The 14714-nt window shown below is 64.8% G+C and carries 17 protein-coding genes; 7 read left to right on the forward strand and 10 right to left on the reverse strand.

Going from position 1 to position 14714, the window contains the following annotated elements; translation table 11 throughout:
- Window positions 1-123: 123 nt before the first annotated feature.
- Both Q0D44_RS09805 and mscL read right to left on the reverse strand, forming a co-directional pair.
- Window positions 124-393, reverse strand: coding sequence for a hypothetical protein (locus tag Q0D44_RS09805; RefSeq protein WP_119747796.1), 270 nt, complete (start codon window positions 391-393; stop codon window positions 124-126).
- A gap of 144 nt (window positions 394-537) precedes the next feature.
- Entirely contained in the window at window positions 538-975 is a 438-nt protein-coding gene (gene mscL / locus Q0D44_RS09810) for a large conductance mechanosensitive channel protein MscL (protein WP_217673532.1), read from the reverse strand.
- A 101-nt stretch (window positions 976-1076) separates the two neighbouring features.
- Between mscL and Q0D44_RS09815 the strand changes: the two genes are divergently transcribed.
- From Q0D44_RS09815 to Q0D44_RS09830, 4 genes are read left to right on the forward strand one after another with little or no spacing between them, the layout of a single operon-like run.
- The gene (locus Q0D44_RS09815) at window positions 1077-1679 is read left to right on the forward strand and encodes a LemA family protein (RefSeq protein ID WP_119747792.1); all 603 of its coding nucleotides are present in this window, start codon (window positions 1077-1079) and stop codon (window positions 1677-1679) included.
- Window positions 1680-1683: 4 nt separating this feature from the next.
- Complete coding sequence (locus Q0D44_RS09820) at window positions 1684-2472, forward strand: TPM domain-containing protein (RefSeq protein WP_294135970.1); 789 nt, start codon at window positions 1684-1686, stop codon at window positions 2470-2472.
- Window positions 2472-3149, forward strand: a complete 678-nt coding sequence (locus Q0D44_RS09825) for a hypothetical protein (protein WP_294135972.1) — start codon at window positions 2472-2474, stop codon at window positions 3147-3149. The genes Q0D44_RS09820 and Q0D44_RS09825 overlap by 1 nt, the downstream gene beginning before the upstream one ends.
- Entirely contained in the window at window positions 3146-3676 is a 531-nt protein-coding gene (locus Q0D44_RS09830; protein WP_294135975.1) for an NUDIX hydrolase, read from the forward strand. The genes Q0D44_RS09825 and Q0D44_RS09830 overlap by 4 nt, the downstream gene beginning before the upstream one ends.
- Before the next feature lie 4 nt (window positions 3677-3680).
- Here Q0D44_RS09830 and Q0D44_RS09835 read toward each other — a convergent pair whose 3' ends face one another.
- Window positions 3681-4139, reverse strand: coding sequence for a DUF6456 domain-containing protein (locus Q0D44_RS09835; protein ID WP_294135978.1), 459 nt, complete (start codon window positions 4137-4139; stop codon window positions 3681-3683).
- Between the two features lie 103 nt (window positions 4140-4242).
- Between Q0D44_RS09835 and Q0D44_RS09840 the strand changes: the two genes are divergently transcribed.
- On the forward strand, window positions 4243-4806 hold the full coding sequence (locus Q0D44_RS09840) for a helix-turn-helix transcriptional regulator (RefSeq protein ID WP_217673537.1): 564 nt from the start codon (window positions 4243-4245) through the stop codon (window positions 4804-4806).
- Window positions 4807-4864: 58 nt separating this feature from the next.
- A complete protein-coding gene (locus Q0D44_RS09845) occupies window positions 4865-6040 on the forward strand; it encodes a glycosyltransferase (protein WP_294135983.1) in 1176 nt (391 codons plus the stop codon).
- A gap of 104 nt (window positions 6041-6144) precedes the next feature.
- Here the strand turns inward: Q0D44_RS09845 and Q0D44_RS09850 are convergent, their stop codons facing one another.
- Window positions 6145-7761, reverse strand: a complete 1617-nt coding sequence (locus tag Q0D44_RS09850; RefSeq protein ID WP_294135986.1) for a molybdopterin-dependent oxidoreductase — start codon at window positions 7759-7761, stop codon at window positions 6145-6147.
- Window positions 7762-7868: 107 nt separating this feature from the next.
- Between Q0D44_RS09850 and modA the strand changes: the two genes are divergently transcribed.
- The gene (modA, locus tag Q0D44_RS09855) at window positions 7869-8636 is read left to right on the forward strand and encodes a molybdate ABC transporter substrate-binding protein (protein ID WP_294135988.1); all 768 of its coding nucleotides are present in this window, start codon (window positions 7869-7871) and stop codon (window positions 8634-8636) included.
- A gap of 2 nt (window positions 8637-8638) precedes the next feature.
- On the opposite strand, the gene Q0D44_RS09860 is transcribed toward modA, so the two are convergent.
- The 6 genes from Q0D44_RS09860 to Q0D44_RS09885 are packed head-to-tail and all read right to left on the reverse strand — an operon-like array spanning window position 8639 to window position 14643.
- Window positions 8639-9919: a capsular biosynthesis protein gene (locus Q0D44_RS09860; RefSeq protein ID WP_294135990.1), complete on the reverse strand. Its 1281-nt coding sequence runs from the start codon at window positions 9917-9919 to the stop codon at window positions 8639-8641.
- Entirely contained in the window at window positions 9912-11438 is a 1527-nt protein-coding gene (locus tag Q0D44_RS09865; RefSeq protein ID WP_294135992.1) for a beta-3-deoxy-D-manno-oct-2-ulosonic acid transferase, read from the reverse strand. Before Q0D44_RS09865 ends, Q0D44_RS09860 begins: the two co-directional genes overlap by 8 nt.
- A gap of 37 nt (window positions 11439-11475) precedes the next feature.
- On the reverse strand, window positions 11476-12771 hold the full coding sequence (locus Q0D44_RS09870) for a glycosyltransferase family 1 protein (RefSeq protein WP_294135996.1): 1296 nt from the start codon (window positions 12769-12771) through the stop codon (window positions 11476-11478).
- A gap of 54 nt (window positions 12772-12825) precedes the next feature.
- Window positions 12826-13266: an HIT family protein gene (locus Q0D44_RS09875; protein ID WP_294135998.1), complete on the reverse strand. Its 441-nt coding sequence runs from the start codon at window positions 13264-13266 to the stop codon at window positions 12826-12828.
- Window positions 13267-13273: 7 nt separating this feature from the next.
- The gene (locus Q0D44_RS09880; RefSeq protein ID WP_294136001.1) at window positions 13274-13933 is read right to left on the reverse strand and encodes a CoA transferase subunit B; all 660 of its coding nucleotides are present in this window, start codon (window positions 13931-13933) and stop codon (window positions 13274-13276) included.
- The gene (locus Q0D44_RS09885; protein WP_294136004.1) at window positions 13933-14643 is read right to left on the reverse strand and encodes a CoA transferase subunit A; all 711 of its coding nucleotides are present in this window, start codon (window positions 14641-14643) and stop codon (window positions 13933-13935) included. Before Q0D44_RS09885 ends, Q0D44_RS09880 begins: the two co-directional genes overlap by 1 nt.
- Window positions 14644-14714: the final 71 nt, after the last annotated feature.

Consider the following 14714-nt stretch of genomic DNA (forward strand, 5'->3'; position numbering starts at 1 on the left):
TCCCACGGATGCGCGCAGAGGGCACCATGGCGGGACGTGGTTAAGAGCGGGTTAAAGCGCAAACAAAAGGGACGCCGCGATCCAATCGCGACGCCCCTTTCGATATTGGTCGGCGAAAAGCGCTTACTGCTGCTTTTCGACCGCATCCTCGGCCTTGTCGCCCGCTTCGCGCGTGGCTTCAGCCTTGTTTTCCAGCGCGTCGGCGGCGTTTTCAGCCGCGTTTTCGGCGCTGCCGGTCAGATTGTCTGCCATGGCTTCCATATTGTCAGCCTGATTGTCGATCGCATCCGCCTTGTTTTCGTACGCATTCTCGACCTGATTTTCCTTGGCCGAATCGCACGCGGCGAGGGCGACAAGGCTGGCAAGGCCAAGGATTTTGACGAAGGTTTTCACGGCGTTTTCTCCTGTTGCGCCCCCTGGGGCAGACGGCATTGTTCAACGGGTGGAAACGGCCTCAGCCGCTCCCAACCCTGACCGCGATCAACCGGTCACGCCGCCGATGGTTCCCGCCAACCGCTCCGTTCGTCGCATAGAGCCTTATTTTTGCAGCGAATCGCGAATTTCGCGCAGCAGGATGATGTCCTCCGGCGTCGCGGCGGGCGCAGCAACCTCCGGCTCCGGCTTGACCGTTAGCCGGTTGACCGCCTTGACCAGCAGGAAAATGATGAATGCCAATATGACGAAATTGACCATGACCGTCAGAAACTGGCCCCAGCCGAACATGGCGACGCCTGCGGCCTTCAGGTCGGCATAGCTTTGCGGATTGCCCTTATAGTCGGCTGGCAGGTCGCCCAGCCGGATAAAATAGCCCGAAAAATCCGCCCCGCCGAAAATATAGCCCACCACCGGCATGATCAGATCATCGGTCAGCGACTTTGTGATGGTGGCGAACGCCCCGCCGATGATGACGCCGACCGCCAGGTCGATCACATTGCCACGATTGATAAAGGTCTTGAATTCGCTGATCAGTCCCATGTCCGCCGCTCTCCCTTTCAAAGATAATCACTGGATGGCCCGTTGCGCGAAACAGGGCAACCGCCTATTTCAGGGCGCAGATAATAGCTTGAGGATCTTCCATGACGCTCCTGCGCCGCTTTGCCCCTTTCCTGCTGCCGCTGCTGGGGGTTTTCGCCCTGTCCGCCTGCGGCATCAACAGCGTCCCCACGGCCGAGGAAGAGGCCAAGGCCAAATGGGCCGACGTTCAGGCGCAATATCAGCGCCGCTCCAATCTGGTCGGCAACCTCGTCGCCACGGTGAAGGCAGCGGGCAAGCAGGAGCAGGACACGCTGGTCCGCGTCACCGAAGCGCGCGCCAAAGCCACATCGGTGCAGGTCAATGCAGAGGATCTGTCCGATCCGGCCAAGGTCGCCCAGTTCCAGGCCGCGCAAGCGCAGCTGAGCCAGGGGCTTGGTCGCCTGCTCGCCTCGGTAGAGGCCTATCCAGACCTCAAGACCAACGCCAACTTCCTGAACCTGCAATCGCAGCTGGAAGGCACGGAAAACCGCATCGCCGTCGCCATCCGCGACTATAATGAAGCGGTGCGCGCCTATAACACCCGCATCCGCACCTTCCCCGACGCGATCGGCGCCAAGATCATCCACGGCGCCAAGCCCATGACCCCGTTCCAGGCGACGACGCCCGGCGCGGAAGAAGCGCCGAAGGTCGATTTCGGCAATTGATAGCGTGATCCGCCGCCTGCTGATCCTCCTCGCGCTGTTGGCTTTTGCGCCGGCAGCGCAGGCCCAATCTTTCCCCAAGCTGACCGGCCGGGTAGTGGACGATGCCGCCCTGCTGTCCCCGGCGCAGGAACAGGCGCTGACCGACAAGCTCGCTGCACTGGAAACCCAAAGCGGGCGGCAACTGGTGGTTGCGACCATCCCCGACCTTCAGGGCTATGACATAGCCGACTATGGCTATCGGCTGGGGCGCGAATGGGGGATTGGTGACAAGGCGAAGAATGACGGCGCACTGCTGATCGTCGCGCCCAATGAGCGCAAGATACGGATCGAGGTCGGCTATGGCATGGAAGGCCTGCTGACCGACGCCCAGTCGTCCCAGATCATCCGCGACGCCATCACCCCGCGCTTCAAGGCAGGCGACATGCCCGGCGGCATCGATGCTGGCGTGGCGGAAATCGGCGCGATCATGACCCTGCCGCCCGAAGAGGCGAAGGCCCGCGCGGCGGCGGCGGAAGCGGCAGCGCGCAAGGGATCGGGCGGCCATGTCAGCGGCATGGCGATGATCTGGGTCATCGTCATGGTCGTGGCCTTCATCGCGCTGGCGTCGCGTCGGCGTGGCACGGGCAAACGCTATCGCAGCGGTTCGGGCGCGCCGATCATCCTGTGGGGACCGGGCGATTCCGACTGGGGCGGTGGCGGCGGCTGGGGTGGCGGCGGCTTTGGCGGCGGCGGTGGTGGATTTTCGGGTGGCGGCGGCAGCTTCGGCGGCGGCGGCGCGTCGGGGGACTGGTGATGCAGCTTCATCTTTCAGCAGCCGACCACGCCCTTGTGTCCGCCGCCGTGGCGGAGGCGGAGGCGCATACGTCCGGCGAAATCGTGACGATCGTGACGCGCCGGTCGGACGCCTATCATGATGTCGGGCTGCACTGGGCAATCGCGGCGGTGTTCATCGCCCTGTCCGTGGCAGCGGCCTTTCCAGAGCATCTGCGCCATTTCCTGTCCGCCCTGCTGCGCGACTGGGAGCATGAGCTGGCGGACTGGAAATTGCTGACCGGGCTGCTCGGCCTGCTGATCCTGAAATTCCTGATTGTCCGCTATCTTCTCGCCATCCCGGCGCTGCGCATGGCAATGACACCGCGCGCGACACGGGCGCGGCGGGTGCGCCGACGCGCGATCCTGCTGTTCCGCACCGCCGCCGAAGCGCGCACCCATGGCCGCACCGGCGTGCTGATCTACCTCTCGCTCGACGAGCATCGCGCCGAAATCGTCGCCGACGCCGCGATCAATGGCAAGGTCGCGCCGGAAGAATGGGGCGCGGCGATGGCAGCGCTGATCAACGCCATTCGCGACGGTCGCGCGGGCGAAGGGCTGGCGCAGGCCGTGCGGCAGGTCGGCATCGTGCTGGCCACCCATTTCCCCCGCGCCGATGACGACATCAACGAACTTCCCGACAGGCTGATCGAATTATGAGCGACCCTGATGCGTCCGCGCCTGAAGAAGTGATGTGGGCCGGACGCTTCATCACAGCGAAACGGCGCGGCAAATGGGAATATGTCGGCCGCGCACGGGGCATCAGGGCGGCGGTTATCCTCGCGTTCGATGACGGGCATGTGCTGCTGGTGGATCAATATCGCGTGCCGCTGGGCAAACGCTGCATCGAACTGCCCGCAGGGCTGGTCGGCGATCATGACGCGGACGAGGATGCCAGCATCGCCGCCAGCCGCGAGCTGGAGGAGGAAACCGGCTATCGCGCCGCCCGCCTCGAATCGCTGGGTGAATTTTTCAGCTCGCCCGGCATGGTCGCGGAAAGCTTCACCCTGTTCCGCGCCCATGATCTGCAAAAAACCGGCGACGGCGGCGGCGTGGATGGCGAAGATATCCACGTCCACCGCGTGCCGCTTGCCGGGCTAGGACGCCAGGTCACCGCCTGGCGTGAAGAAGGCTATGCCATCGACGTCAAGCTGCTGTTGCTGCTGGGCGCAGGCATGATCGTCTGACGCCTCACCCAACCCGATACCATCCCGCCACCCGATCGAGCGCCAGCGTCAGCACCAGCTTGCCCGCGCGGCTGGGCCAGCCCAGCGCCCGCTCCGCCGCAACCAGCCCTTCGCCAGCACACACCACTCGCCACAATATGTCCGCCAGCCCCGGACCCGCCGCGCCTATCGCCCCGTCGAAGCGTTCGCGCGCCGACAATTGCATCAGTGTCGGGTCCGGCTGCCGCCCCGGCATGGCCCGCCCACCCGCGCGCGGCGCTGCGTCCCAACGCATCGTGACCCGCGCCCCCAGCCCCGCTTTCTCCCAGTCGGTGCGTAGCCGGTCGCCCGCGACATAATGCCGCTCGCTCAGATGGCCGCGCGCATGGAGCCAGGCGAGCGGCGATTCGCCGATATGGACCAGCACTGTCTGATGGCGGCCATGGGGGTCCTCGATCGTCTGTTCGATATGGGTGGCGGTCATGCGGCCTTCTCCTTTTGACGATGGGGAATCGGGAAATCAGCCTTGCCATGGCGGATAGTTTGTAGGAAAGAGAAAACCAAATAGGTTATTCAGCGAGGCAGATATGATCACCCGCATCCGCGAAGTCCGCAAGGTGAAGGGGCTGACGCTGGAACAGGTCGGCGCACTGTGCGATCCGCCCACCACCGCTCAGACGATCGGTCGTCTGGAGACCGGCACCCGTACCGTGTCGATCAAATGGCTCAACCGCATCGCGCTGGCGCTCGGCGTCACCAGCGCCGAACTCGTCGCCATGCCGGGGCAGAGCGAGGTGCCGGTCGCCGCCCTGCTGGGGCCGGACGGGGCGCGCGCGCCCACGCGGCCGCTGGCCTTCCCCTCGCCCGTCGCCGCGGATGGCATGGTCGGCGTCCATGTCAGCGCCAGCATCGGCGACTATCGCAGCGGCGATGCCATCTGGTGCCGCCGCATCGCGCCAGAGGATTTCGCCAGCGCGCTCAACCGCGACATCCTCTTGCCCCGCCCCGCTGGCCGCTTCCTGTTCGGACGCCTGATCGGGCGGGAAGGCGACCGTTTGCAACTGTTGCCACTGGGTTCCGGTGCGCGCCAGCTGGTGCTGACCGACCCGCCATGGGCCGCAGTCGCGGAACAGCTCGTCCGACGGCTCTAGCAAAAAGGTTGGTGGCATCTTAACCCAATAGCAAAGGCTCCTGCGCGAAAGAGAGGTCATGACGCTCAACGTCCTCATGCTATCGACCCTCTTTCCCGACATCAGCCGTCCGACCTTCGGCGTGTTCGTGGAACGGCAGGCGCGCGAACTGGTGAGCCGCCCGGAAGCCAACGTCACCGTCATCGCCCCGGTCGGCCTGCCGCCATGGCCGCTCTCGCTCGCCCGGCGCTACGCCCCGCTGCACGCGCTGCCGCGCCGCGAGAAATGGCGCGAACTGACCGTCTATCGCCCCACCTTCCCGATCATCCCCAAATTTGGCGGGCGCACCAATGTATGGACCATGACCCGCGCCATCCTGCCGCTGGTCAAGCGGCTGCACGCGGAAAAGCCGTTCGACGTGATCGACGCCAGCTTCTTCTTCCCCGACGGCCCGGTGGCGCAGCGCCTGTCGCGCGCGCTCGGCATACCCTATTCGGTCAAGGCGCGCGGCGCGGACATCCACCATTGGGGCAGCCAGCGCGGCACCCGCAAGCTATTGCAGCGGGCTGGTGACGGCGCGGCGGGCCTGCTCGCTGTATCAGACGCCATGCGCCGCTCCATGGTCCGCATGGGGATGGATCAGGACAAGATCCGCGTCCATTATACCGGGGTCGATCTCGACACGTTCGAGATTGCCGATCGGGCGGAGGCGAAGGCCGCACTCGATTTTGATGGGCCAGTTGTGCTGTGCGTGGGTGCCTTGATCCCGCGCAAGGGACAGGATTTGCTCGTCCGCGCCTTGCCTTTACTCCCCGACGTCACCTTGCTGCTGGCCGGACAGGGGCAATATCGGCGTCATCTTGAAAATCTGGCGCAGGAACTGGGTGTCGACCGGCGGCTCGGCTTTCTCGGCTCCGTCCCCCACCATAAATTGCCACGCATCTTCGCCGCCGCCGATGTGATGGCTTTGCCCTCGGCCTCCGAAGGGCTGGCCAATGCCTGGGTCGAGGCGCTGGCCTGCGGCACCCCGATCGTGATCAGCGATGTCGGCGGCGCACGCGAATTGCTCGACCGGCCGGAAGCGGGGCAGATTGTCGATCGCGATCCCGAAGCGATCGCCGCCGCCATCCGCGCGATATTGGACAATCCGCCCGACCGCGAAGCCGTGCGCGCCGCCGCGCTGCGCTTCACCTGGGCGGCCAATGGCGACGCCCTGCTCGCCCATCTTCAGGACATCGCAGCAACGCCCCGCTGACGGGCTGTCCTACATCGGCCCAAGGCGATAAGATCGCATGTCGGCATTCCGATAGGATCAGGGACACGCAACAAAATATCGCATTTACCGGGAAAAGTGCGAAGTTAAGCGAATCTCGCCCGTCCGTCCGGGGTCGGAAAATGCCCGCCATCGAATGGCACCTCGCCCCAGCGCCAGGGCGTCAGCTCGTCATAGGCCGGGTTGGAAATCGGCGCGTGCCGCCGCAGGTTCAGCAGGCGCGCACCATCATTTCCATAGACGGTCAGCCGCGCATGTTCGCGATAAATGTCGGCGGGCCGCTCATAATGGAAGGCATCGCTCCACCCCATCGCCTGCGCCACTTTGGTCAGCATCCACCAGTCCGGCCGCGCCTCTCCGGCCAAGGGGAACAGCCGCCGCTGGCGACTGACCAGCCGGTCCATCCCCGTCAGCGTCCCGTCCTTTTCGACCCAGGCGGCAGAGGGCAGCAGGACCGACCAGCCATCGCCCTGCTCCGCCAGCATGTCGGTCGACCGGATCGCCAGCGGGATCAGGCCTCGCGCCTCGCCTAACCACGCCTCCGCCGCCGGGTCCGCGCCGATGCTCCACAACGCTTTGACCCGCCCGTCGCGCATCGCCTGCAGCAGCGCTTCCCCCTCCAGCCCCGGCCCGTCCGCCAGCAGTCGCGCGCCCCAGAAGCGGGCAGTGCTGGCGCGGGCATCAGCCGTGAAATCGCGATGAGCGGCCATACTGTCCGCCACGCAACCGGTTTCGCGCGCGCCCATGCCATTGGCCGCACCGGTCATGGCAAAGGGTGTCGCGCCGGGCCGTCCGATTCGTCCGCTGGCGAGATGAAGGTTGATGACCGCAGCGGCCAGATCGGAAGATTGGCTACCATCAAACAGGGTGACGACCCGCTCGGTCGTCGCCCATTCCTCGTAAAAAGCCCGGATCGCCGTAGGCGTCAGCCCGGTCGCACGGGCGACCGACCAGATATCATGCCCCGGTCGCAACCCGGCCCAAAAGGCGTCCGGCACCGCGAGGCTCCGCGCCAGATAATCCGCGTCATGCTGCCCCTTGTCATGACCATGCAACAGCGCGCCAGCCAACAAAGATGCGGCACTGCCGGGCTTCACGTTCAAATGCAGATCCGCCTCGATCGCAGCCCCCTCGCCTGCCAGCAGGACCAGCCGCACACCCGCCTGCCGCGCCGCCTGCACCCGTTCCAGCAAGACCGGATGCGCCATGATCCCGTCCCCCACCAGCAGGATCGTCGCCGCGCGACCAATATCCTCATAGGTGGCGGGCATCACATCTTCGCCGAACGCCGCCCGTTGCGCCGCGCTGCTTCCGTCGCGCCACGGCGTATGGATATGGGCCGACCCGAAAAAGCCCTTCATCAGCTTGTTGGCGACATAATAATCTTCGGTCAGCAGGCCGCCACCGACATGCAGCGCAATGCTGCCCCGACCATGGCGAGCCAGGATGGTCGAGATTCGCCGCGCAACCTGCGCGATCGCCCGCTCCCATCCGACGGGTCGCCCATCGACCAAAGGCTGGAGCAACCGCCCCTCCAGCGTCATCGCGGGATCGCCCAGCGCCTGCCCCCGGTCGCACAGCAGCCCGCCATTGGCCGGGTGCAGCCTGTCGCCCTCTATGATGACGCGACGATCCGTGTCGGTGATCGCGCGGATTCCGCAGCCGACGCCACACTGGCCGCACTGGCTTCTGACGATCGCCATGTCAGCGCGGGTTCCTGATCATGCGACCTCCTCTAGCCGATTGATCCGCGCGACAAAAGCATGGTGCGACGCTTGCATCGCCAACAGCGCGAAGGCAGACAGACGGCATGATCCAACGCTTGCTATCCGCCATCGCGCTGCTCCTGCTTCTGGCCCCGACGGCACAGGCCGCCCCAGATGATCGCGGGCCGCTGGTGCTGGCGGCGGCGAGTATGCAGGAGGCGATGACCGCCGCTGCCGATGCATGGACCAGGCAAGGCCATGCCCGCCCCGTCCTGTCCTTCGCCGGTTCCTCCGCCTTGGCGCGGCAGATCCGGGCGGGTGCGCCCGCTGACCTCTTCCTGTCGGCGGACCAGGACTGGATGCGCGATGTCGAGCAGGCCGGGTTCGTCGTGCGCGGCACCCGCACCAATATGGTCGGCAACCGGCTGGTGCTGGTGACGCCGAAGGCCAGGCCAGTGCGCCTGCGGATCGGTCGCGCCATGCCGATCGCACGGGCGCTGGGCAATGGGCGACTGGCCATGGCAGACCCCGACAGCGTGCCGGCGGGCAAATATGGCAAGGCGGCGCTTACCAGCCTTGGCGTATGGCCCAGCGTTGCTGGCAGAATCGCGCGCGGCGACAATGTCCGCGCGGCGCTCGCGCTGGTCGAACGGGGTGAGGTGCCACTGGGGATCGTCTATGCCACCGACGCGCGGGTTGCCAGCGGCGTTGCGATCGTCGGCGCTTTCCCGGCGCGCAGCCATCCGCCGATCCGCTACCCGATCGCGCGCCTGACCAGCAGCCGCCACAAGGAAGCCGAAGCATTCCGGCGCTTCCTGCTCTCGTCATCAGGCAAAGCGATCTTCACCCGCTACGGCTTTACCGCCCCTTGAAATCAGGGCGCGGTGTTCGACGCAACGAAATCGCTGACCTTGGGCGTGACCAGTTTCAGATGGCCGCGGGTTGACCGCTTCACCGGCGCCAACCGTTCCGCCGCATTATCGACCAGCATCTGCAAGCCTTCGTCGCTCAACAGTCCGCCGCGAATCAGGCAGCGATCGGCCAATACCTGCCGGAAGGCCGAATAGAGCGCCATGTCGGGTGGTGACGGGTCTGTCCAAAATGCGTCCAGCCCCTTCACACTGACCATGCCGGGCACCTTGTACACCGCATGACCAAGGACCACGACCGGCTTTCCGCTGTTAAGCGCCAGCGTGCCGACTGTGCTGTTGACCGTGACCACGCCCACCGCCTTTTCAACGACCTCGGCAATGTCCCAATCCGACAGATAATGAATGCGATCCGCGACGCCATAATCGGTCGCCAGCCGCCGGATCAGCCGATCCCAGGCGACTAGGCCGGAATCGAGCGGATGTTGCTTGATGACCAGCAACACGTCGGCGGGGGCATGATTGGCAAAACTTTTGATGACGAAGCGCAACGCCGCGCGCATATCACCAAAGGGCGAATGGATGCGCAACTGATAATCGGAATTGAGCTGCAACGGCAGGGTGAAATAGCGCCTCCCTTCGACCTTGGCCCAGGCTTGCGCTGACTGCTGCATATCACGGCGACGCATCAACAGTTTGCGCCCCCAGGACAGCGATTCCATCAGGAAACTGTGCGGCCGGTGCGTGCGGTAGAAGGGGAACAAAGGCCGCAACACTGCAGCGGCAAGGCCAGTGCGCATGGTATTGCGGGCGCGGGTGCTGAAATTCGAAGGGATCGTCGGTTGATTCTCGTCCAGCGGGGGCAGGCCGCGCGCCTGGTCGCGATACCATTGCGGGTCGAGCGGCAGCGTGGAATTGCCGTTCACGCCATCGGCCTGAAGCGTCAGGAAATCGGGGCGGATATAGCCTTCCTCCACCACATGGACGCGCAGGTCGCGCAACCGCGCCATGCCATGCGCGCTGGCATGATAGGGGCGGCAATCGCCGTAGAGGATCAGGTCGGTGACGCCATGGGTGACGACGAAATCGTCGAAGAAGAGCGGCCAGTTGCGGAATGTGCCGCGATAGTCGGTCGCATCGTCGGGCCAGTCGACCTTGTCGCCGCCATTGATGTTGATTCGCAGCGCAGCATGGCCCCGCGCCCGCAAAGCGTCGGCCAGCATCGCGAAATAGGGACCATGCGGTCCTTGCAGGAACAGAAATGTCTTGGATGGGCGGTTAGCCATGTAGAAACTCAGCGGACAAGGTCATAAAACGTCGAAACTTCCCCTGTAGCGCCCGCAACGCGATGAGCCAGGTCATCGGCGGCGTCGATCCATCCGCCATGCGATCCACCATGATTTCGGGACCGCACGGCAACCGCGTTACCGGATCTAGATAGCGAGGATAGAGAATGAGAGCGGCCGCGACAAGCTGATCCACGCTGAGTTGACGCCCGCGCCGCGCACTGGGCTGGGCCAGATCGCGCGTCAGCCCCCACCCGGCATAGAAGGGCATCCCGTGGACCGTTACGGAACGGCCGCGCATCAGCGCCTCGAAACCGGTCAGGGAAGAGAGGACATGCAATTCATCGATCGCCTGCACCAGCTCCATCAAAGGCGCACCCGTGTCGATCGCATCGGCATGGGTGAGGACGACTGCGTCAGGCAAATGCCCCTTGCGATGCCCCGCCTGCACGTCGGGATGGGGCCGATAGATAATCCACGCATCCGGTTCGGCACGACGCACCCGCATCAGAAAATCGAGATTGCCATCGACCCCGGCCCCGCCCAGTCGCACCGACAGGTCGTCATCCACCTGGCCGATCGCCAATACCGTGCGCCTGCCCGCTGGCAGGTCGATCATCCGCCCCGCTTCCGGCCCATATTTGGTCACACCGGTCGCGCAGACCCTTTCACGCAGGCGGCGGGCGCGATCGACCAGCGCGGGCGGAAAGTCATACGTCGCCAGCAGCGTTTCCAGATCATTGGCAGCGCGCGCATTATAATAGATGCCGGTCCGATCGACCACGACGGAGCCGGGCGGATGCAGCCCCGCCCCCAGTCCGCGCGATCGCAGAAATCCATCCTCCACTCGCGCCAGCGCAACGCCCTGATCGGCGGCATCCTGCGGCAGGGTGACCGGGACGCGCGATGGCCAGACCGCCAGCGCGCCCTTGTCTCGCCGGGCGCGGCGCAGACCCCGCTCGGCGGACAGGAAGAGCGGAGAAGCAATGCCGTCCCACAGGAAATGACGGATCGCGTCGCGCTTCCAGAAGGCCATGCCGCTGGCCGCGACGATGCCGCGATTTCCATCAAGATGCCGTCGCCAGTCGGCAAGCTGAACTACCGCCTGCATGGCATCGACCGGCTGCCCGGTGAAACAGTCGCGATAGCGGGCAGCAGCGATTAGCGCTTTGAGGGTGGCGCGCAGCTGATCAGGGTCGATGACCGCGCCATCGGGACCGATGACAGGAACGCCCAGCAGGCCCGCAATCAACGCCAGTTCGTCGTCGGCCTGCGCCTGGATAGACTGCGCCTGCGCGACCAGCGCCCAGGGATCGCACTCGCCTCCTTGGGATTGGCCCAACGCATCCGGTCGCGCGCCCCAGAATGTGCCGCCAACCCGCGCCGCAACGATCGCGTCCAGCACCGCGTCGTCAACCGGCGCGCCAACCTCGCCCGCGTCGCGCAACAGGCTGACAGCGGCGAGAGACGTGTCGATTCCGGGAAAGGGCGGGGACCGCAGGAAGGGCGTGGACATCATGATGGCAGTCAGTTCATGGGCTTGGGCCGATGCAAGGTCAAGAAACAGAGCTTGTCACATCTTCCAGCAGATCGGTCACGATGTCGAAATAGTCGCGCCAGGTGGGTGCGCGCCAGACCGACAGCCGGGCAAGTTGGGCCGCGCGATCAGGCGAATCCGGCTCACTATAGTTGCGAATCGCCTTCATCCATCCCAGCCCGTCGAGCGGATCGAGATAATCGGGCGCGTCGCCGCCCACTTCCCGATGGGCCATGATGTCGCTGCATATCACCGGCACGCCTGCGGCCAGCGCCTCGACCACCGGCATCCCAAAGCCCTCGGCAAAGGAGGGCATCAGCATCGCGCGCGCATTGGCGACCAGCGCCTGCATCCGCGTGTCGGACACTTCACCCGCTTCGATCACATGGCCGCGCAACGCTTCGGCACGATCGAGCAAGTCGACGACATTCTCATTTTCCCAGCCGCGCCGGCCGATCAGCACCAGCACCGGGGCTGCATCGCCCAATTGCTCGACCAAGCGCCGCCAGATGGTGAGCAGCAGCAGGTGATTCTTGCGCGGTTCGATGGTCGAAATATAGACGAAATAAGGGCGGTCGGGCAGCACTTCGCCCCGACCGCCAAATATGTCCGGGGCGTCCGCGCCGAAATGGGCGACGCGGACCGCCCGCCCCGCCAGGCCGTTCGCCATGTGCGGTTCCAGCGCATCGATCGTCGCCTGGCTGTTGCCGATGATGCCGCTGGCAAAGCGGTCGATCGTGCCTACCCGCCGCCGATGTTCGTCCGCGCCCTGCGGCCGGGCATATTCGGGGTGGCTGAGTGGGATCACGTCATGCACCAACGTCACGAATTTCGCACCCTCGGCGCGCAGGATCGCCCCGACCTGATCGGCATCGTCCAGATGGTGCGGCGACACCTGCAAATAGAGGCGCGGCCCGGTCGCGCGTGGGACTGGGCGGGGGCGCAGCGCGAACATGTGCCGCACCGTCGCCGCGCGGCTCTCCCGCGCGTCGGCAACCCCGGCATTGCGCCATTTGGCCGCCGTGAAGGCCAAAAACTGCCGCACCGCCGCACTATCGAGCCGGCCATAATAGCCGCCCGCCGGGTGGACGGCGGCAAAAGACAGCCGATCGGGAATCCGCTCCAGCAATTCGCGGGCATAGACATATTCGACCCGGTCGATGCCGGTCGGCGCGGGGTGGAAGGAACGCGACAGCAGGCGCGACAGGTCGAGAATGACCTCACTCTCGCCGCGCTTGCCCTGAAACAGCGGGCTCGCCCGCTTGGTGCGGAGCGCCAGCCGCGCGCCTGGCACGTTGAAGGGACGCAGGCCCATATCAGCGTCCGCCGGCAAAAAGGGGCGCGCGCCCCGCAAAGCGATGGAGGCGCATCAGAGGTGCGCGCGAATCTCTTGCGCCAGCGCTTTGAGCGCATCGGCGTCCGCGAACCCGCCCTGCCCGTGCGCGGCAAAGCCGGTCGCCTGCCCCGCCCAGCGCGGGACGATGTGGACGTGGAGGTGGAACACGGTCTGCCCCGCCGCCGCGCCATTGAACTGGGCGATATGCAGGCCGTCAGGGTTCAGCGCGGCGCGGATGGCGGTCGCGACCTTGCGGGTCGTCGCCATCACCTGCGCCAGCGCATCCTCCTCTATCTCCAATATGTTGCGCGCCTTCGACCATTTGGAAATGACCAGCGCATGACCTTTGGACTGGGGCTGGATATCCAGGAAGCAGAGCGTATCGGCATCCTCATACAGGGTGACCGAAGGGATCTTGCCCGCAAGGATGAGGGCAAAGACATTGCCCTCATCATAGACACCGTCGAGGCTCATGACGCTATCAGACCAAATAATGAGCGGTGGTCTTGGCGGCGACTTCTTCTGCCGTGACGCCGGGCGCCATTTCGACCAGCTTGAAGGGGCTGTCATGGTCGGGGCGCTGGAACACGCACAGGTCGGTAATGATCATGTCGACCACATTCTTGCCGGTCAGCGGCAGGGTGCAGGCCGGGATGAATTTTGGATCGCCATTTTTGGACGTATGTTCCATCACGACGATGATCTTCTTGACGCCAGCGACCAGATCCATCGCGCCGCCCATGCCCTTGATCATCTTGCCGGGGATCATCCAGTTGGCGATGTCGCCATTTTCGGCAATCTCCATCGCGCCCAGGACGGTGAGGTCGATATGTCCGCCACGGATCATCGCGAAACTGTCGGCCGAGCTGAAATAGGCGGTCTGCGGCAATTCGCTGATCGTCTGCTTGCCAGCGTTGATCAGGTCAGCGTCCTCTTCGCCCTCATAGGGGAAAGGGCCGATGCCCAGCATCCCGTTTTCCGACTGAAGCGTCACTTCAACGCCAGCCGGGATATGGTTCGCGACCAGGGTCGGGATGCCGATCCCGAGGTTGACGTAGAAACCGTCTTGCAGTTCCTTGGCCGCGCGCGCAGCCATCTCATCACGGGTCCAGCCCTTGGCGATGCCATCATGCGACGTCATTATGCGGCTTCCTTCTGACGAACGGTGCGGAATTCGATCTTCTTGTCATATGGCGCGCCAATGATCATGCGCTTGACGTAAATGCCGGGCAGGTGGATCGCATCCGGGTCCAGGCTGCCGGTCGGCACCACTTCCTCGACTTCGGCGACGCAGATTTTGGCAGCAGTCGCCATGGGCTGGTTGAAGTTACGCGCGGTCTTGCGGAAGATCAGGTTGCCGCTCTCGTCGGCCTTCCAGCCTTTGATGACCGCGACATCGGCAAAGATGCCGCGTTCGAGGATATAGTCCTGCCCGTCGAAGTTCTTGACTTCCTTGCCCTCGGCCACGGCAGTCCCAACGCCAGTCTTGGTGTAAAAGCCGGGGATGCCCGCCCCCCCAGCGCGGCAGCGTTCGGCCAGCGTCCCCTGCGGACAGAACTCCACCTCCAGCTCGCCCGCCAGATATTGGCGTTCAAATTCCTTATTCTCACCAACATAGGAGGAGATCATTTTTTTGACCTGCCGCGTGCGGAGCAGCTTGCCCAACCCCTCGCCGTCGATACCGGCATTGTTGGACGCGATGGTCAGGTCCTTGACGCCCGAATCGCGGATCGCGTCGATCAGTCGTTCGGGAATGCCGCACAGACCAAAGCCACCCGCGCACAAATGCATACCGTCAAAGAGGAGCCCCTCCAGCGCGGACTCGGCATCGGGGTAGAGCTTGTTCACCATCGCTATTCTCCTCCTCAACTTGCCCCAGCCCATAGGCGACAAGATGGGCAATGGTCAATTTGCTGCATGGG

Source organism: Sphingobium sp. (genome assembly GCA_023266575.1).
Taxonomy (GTDB): domain Bacteria; phylum Pseudomonadota; class Alphaproteobacteria; order Sphingomonadales; family Sphingomonadaceae; genus Sphingobium.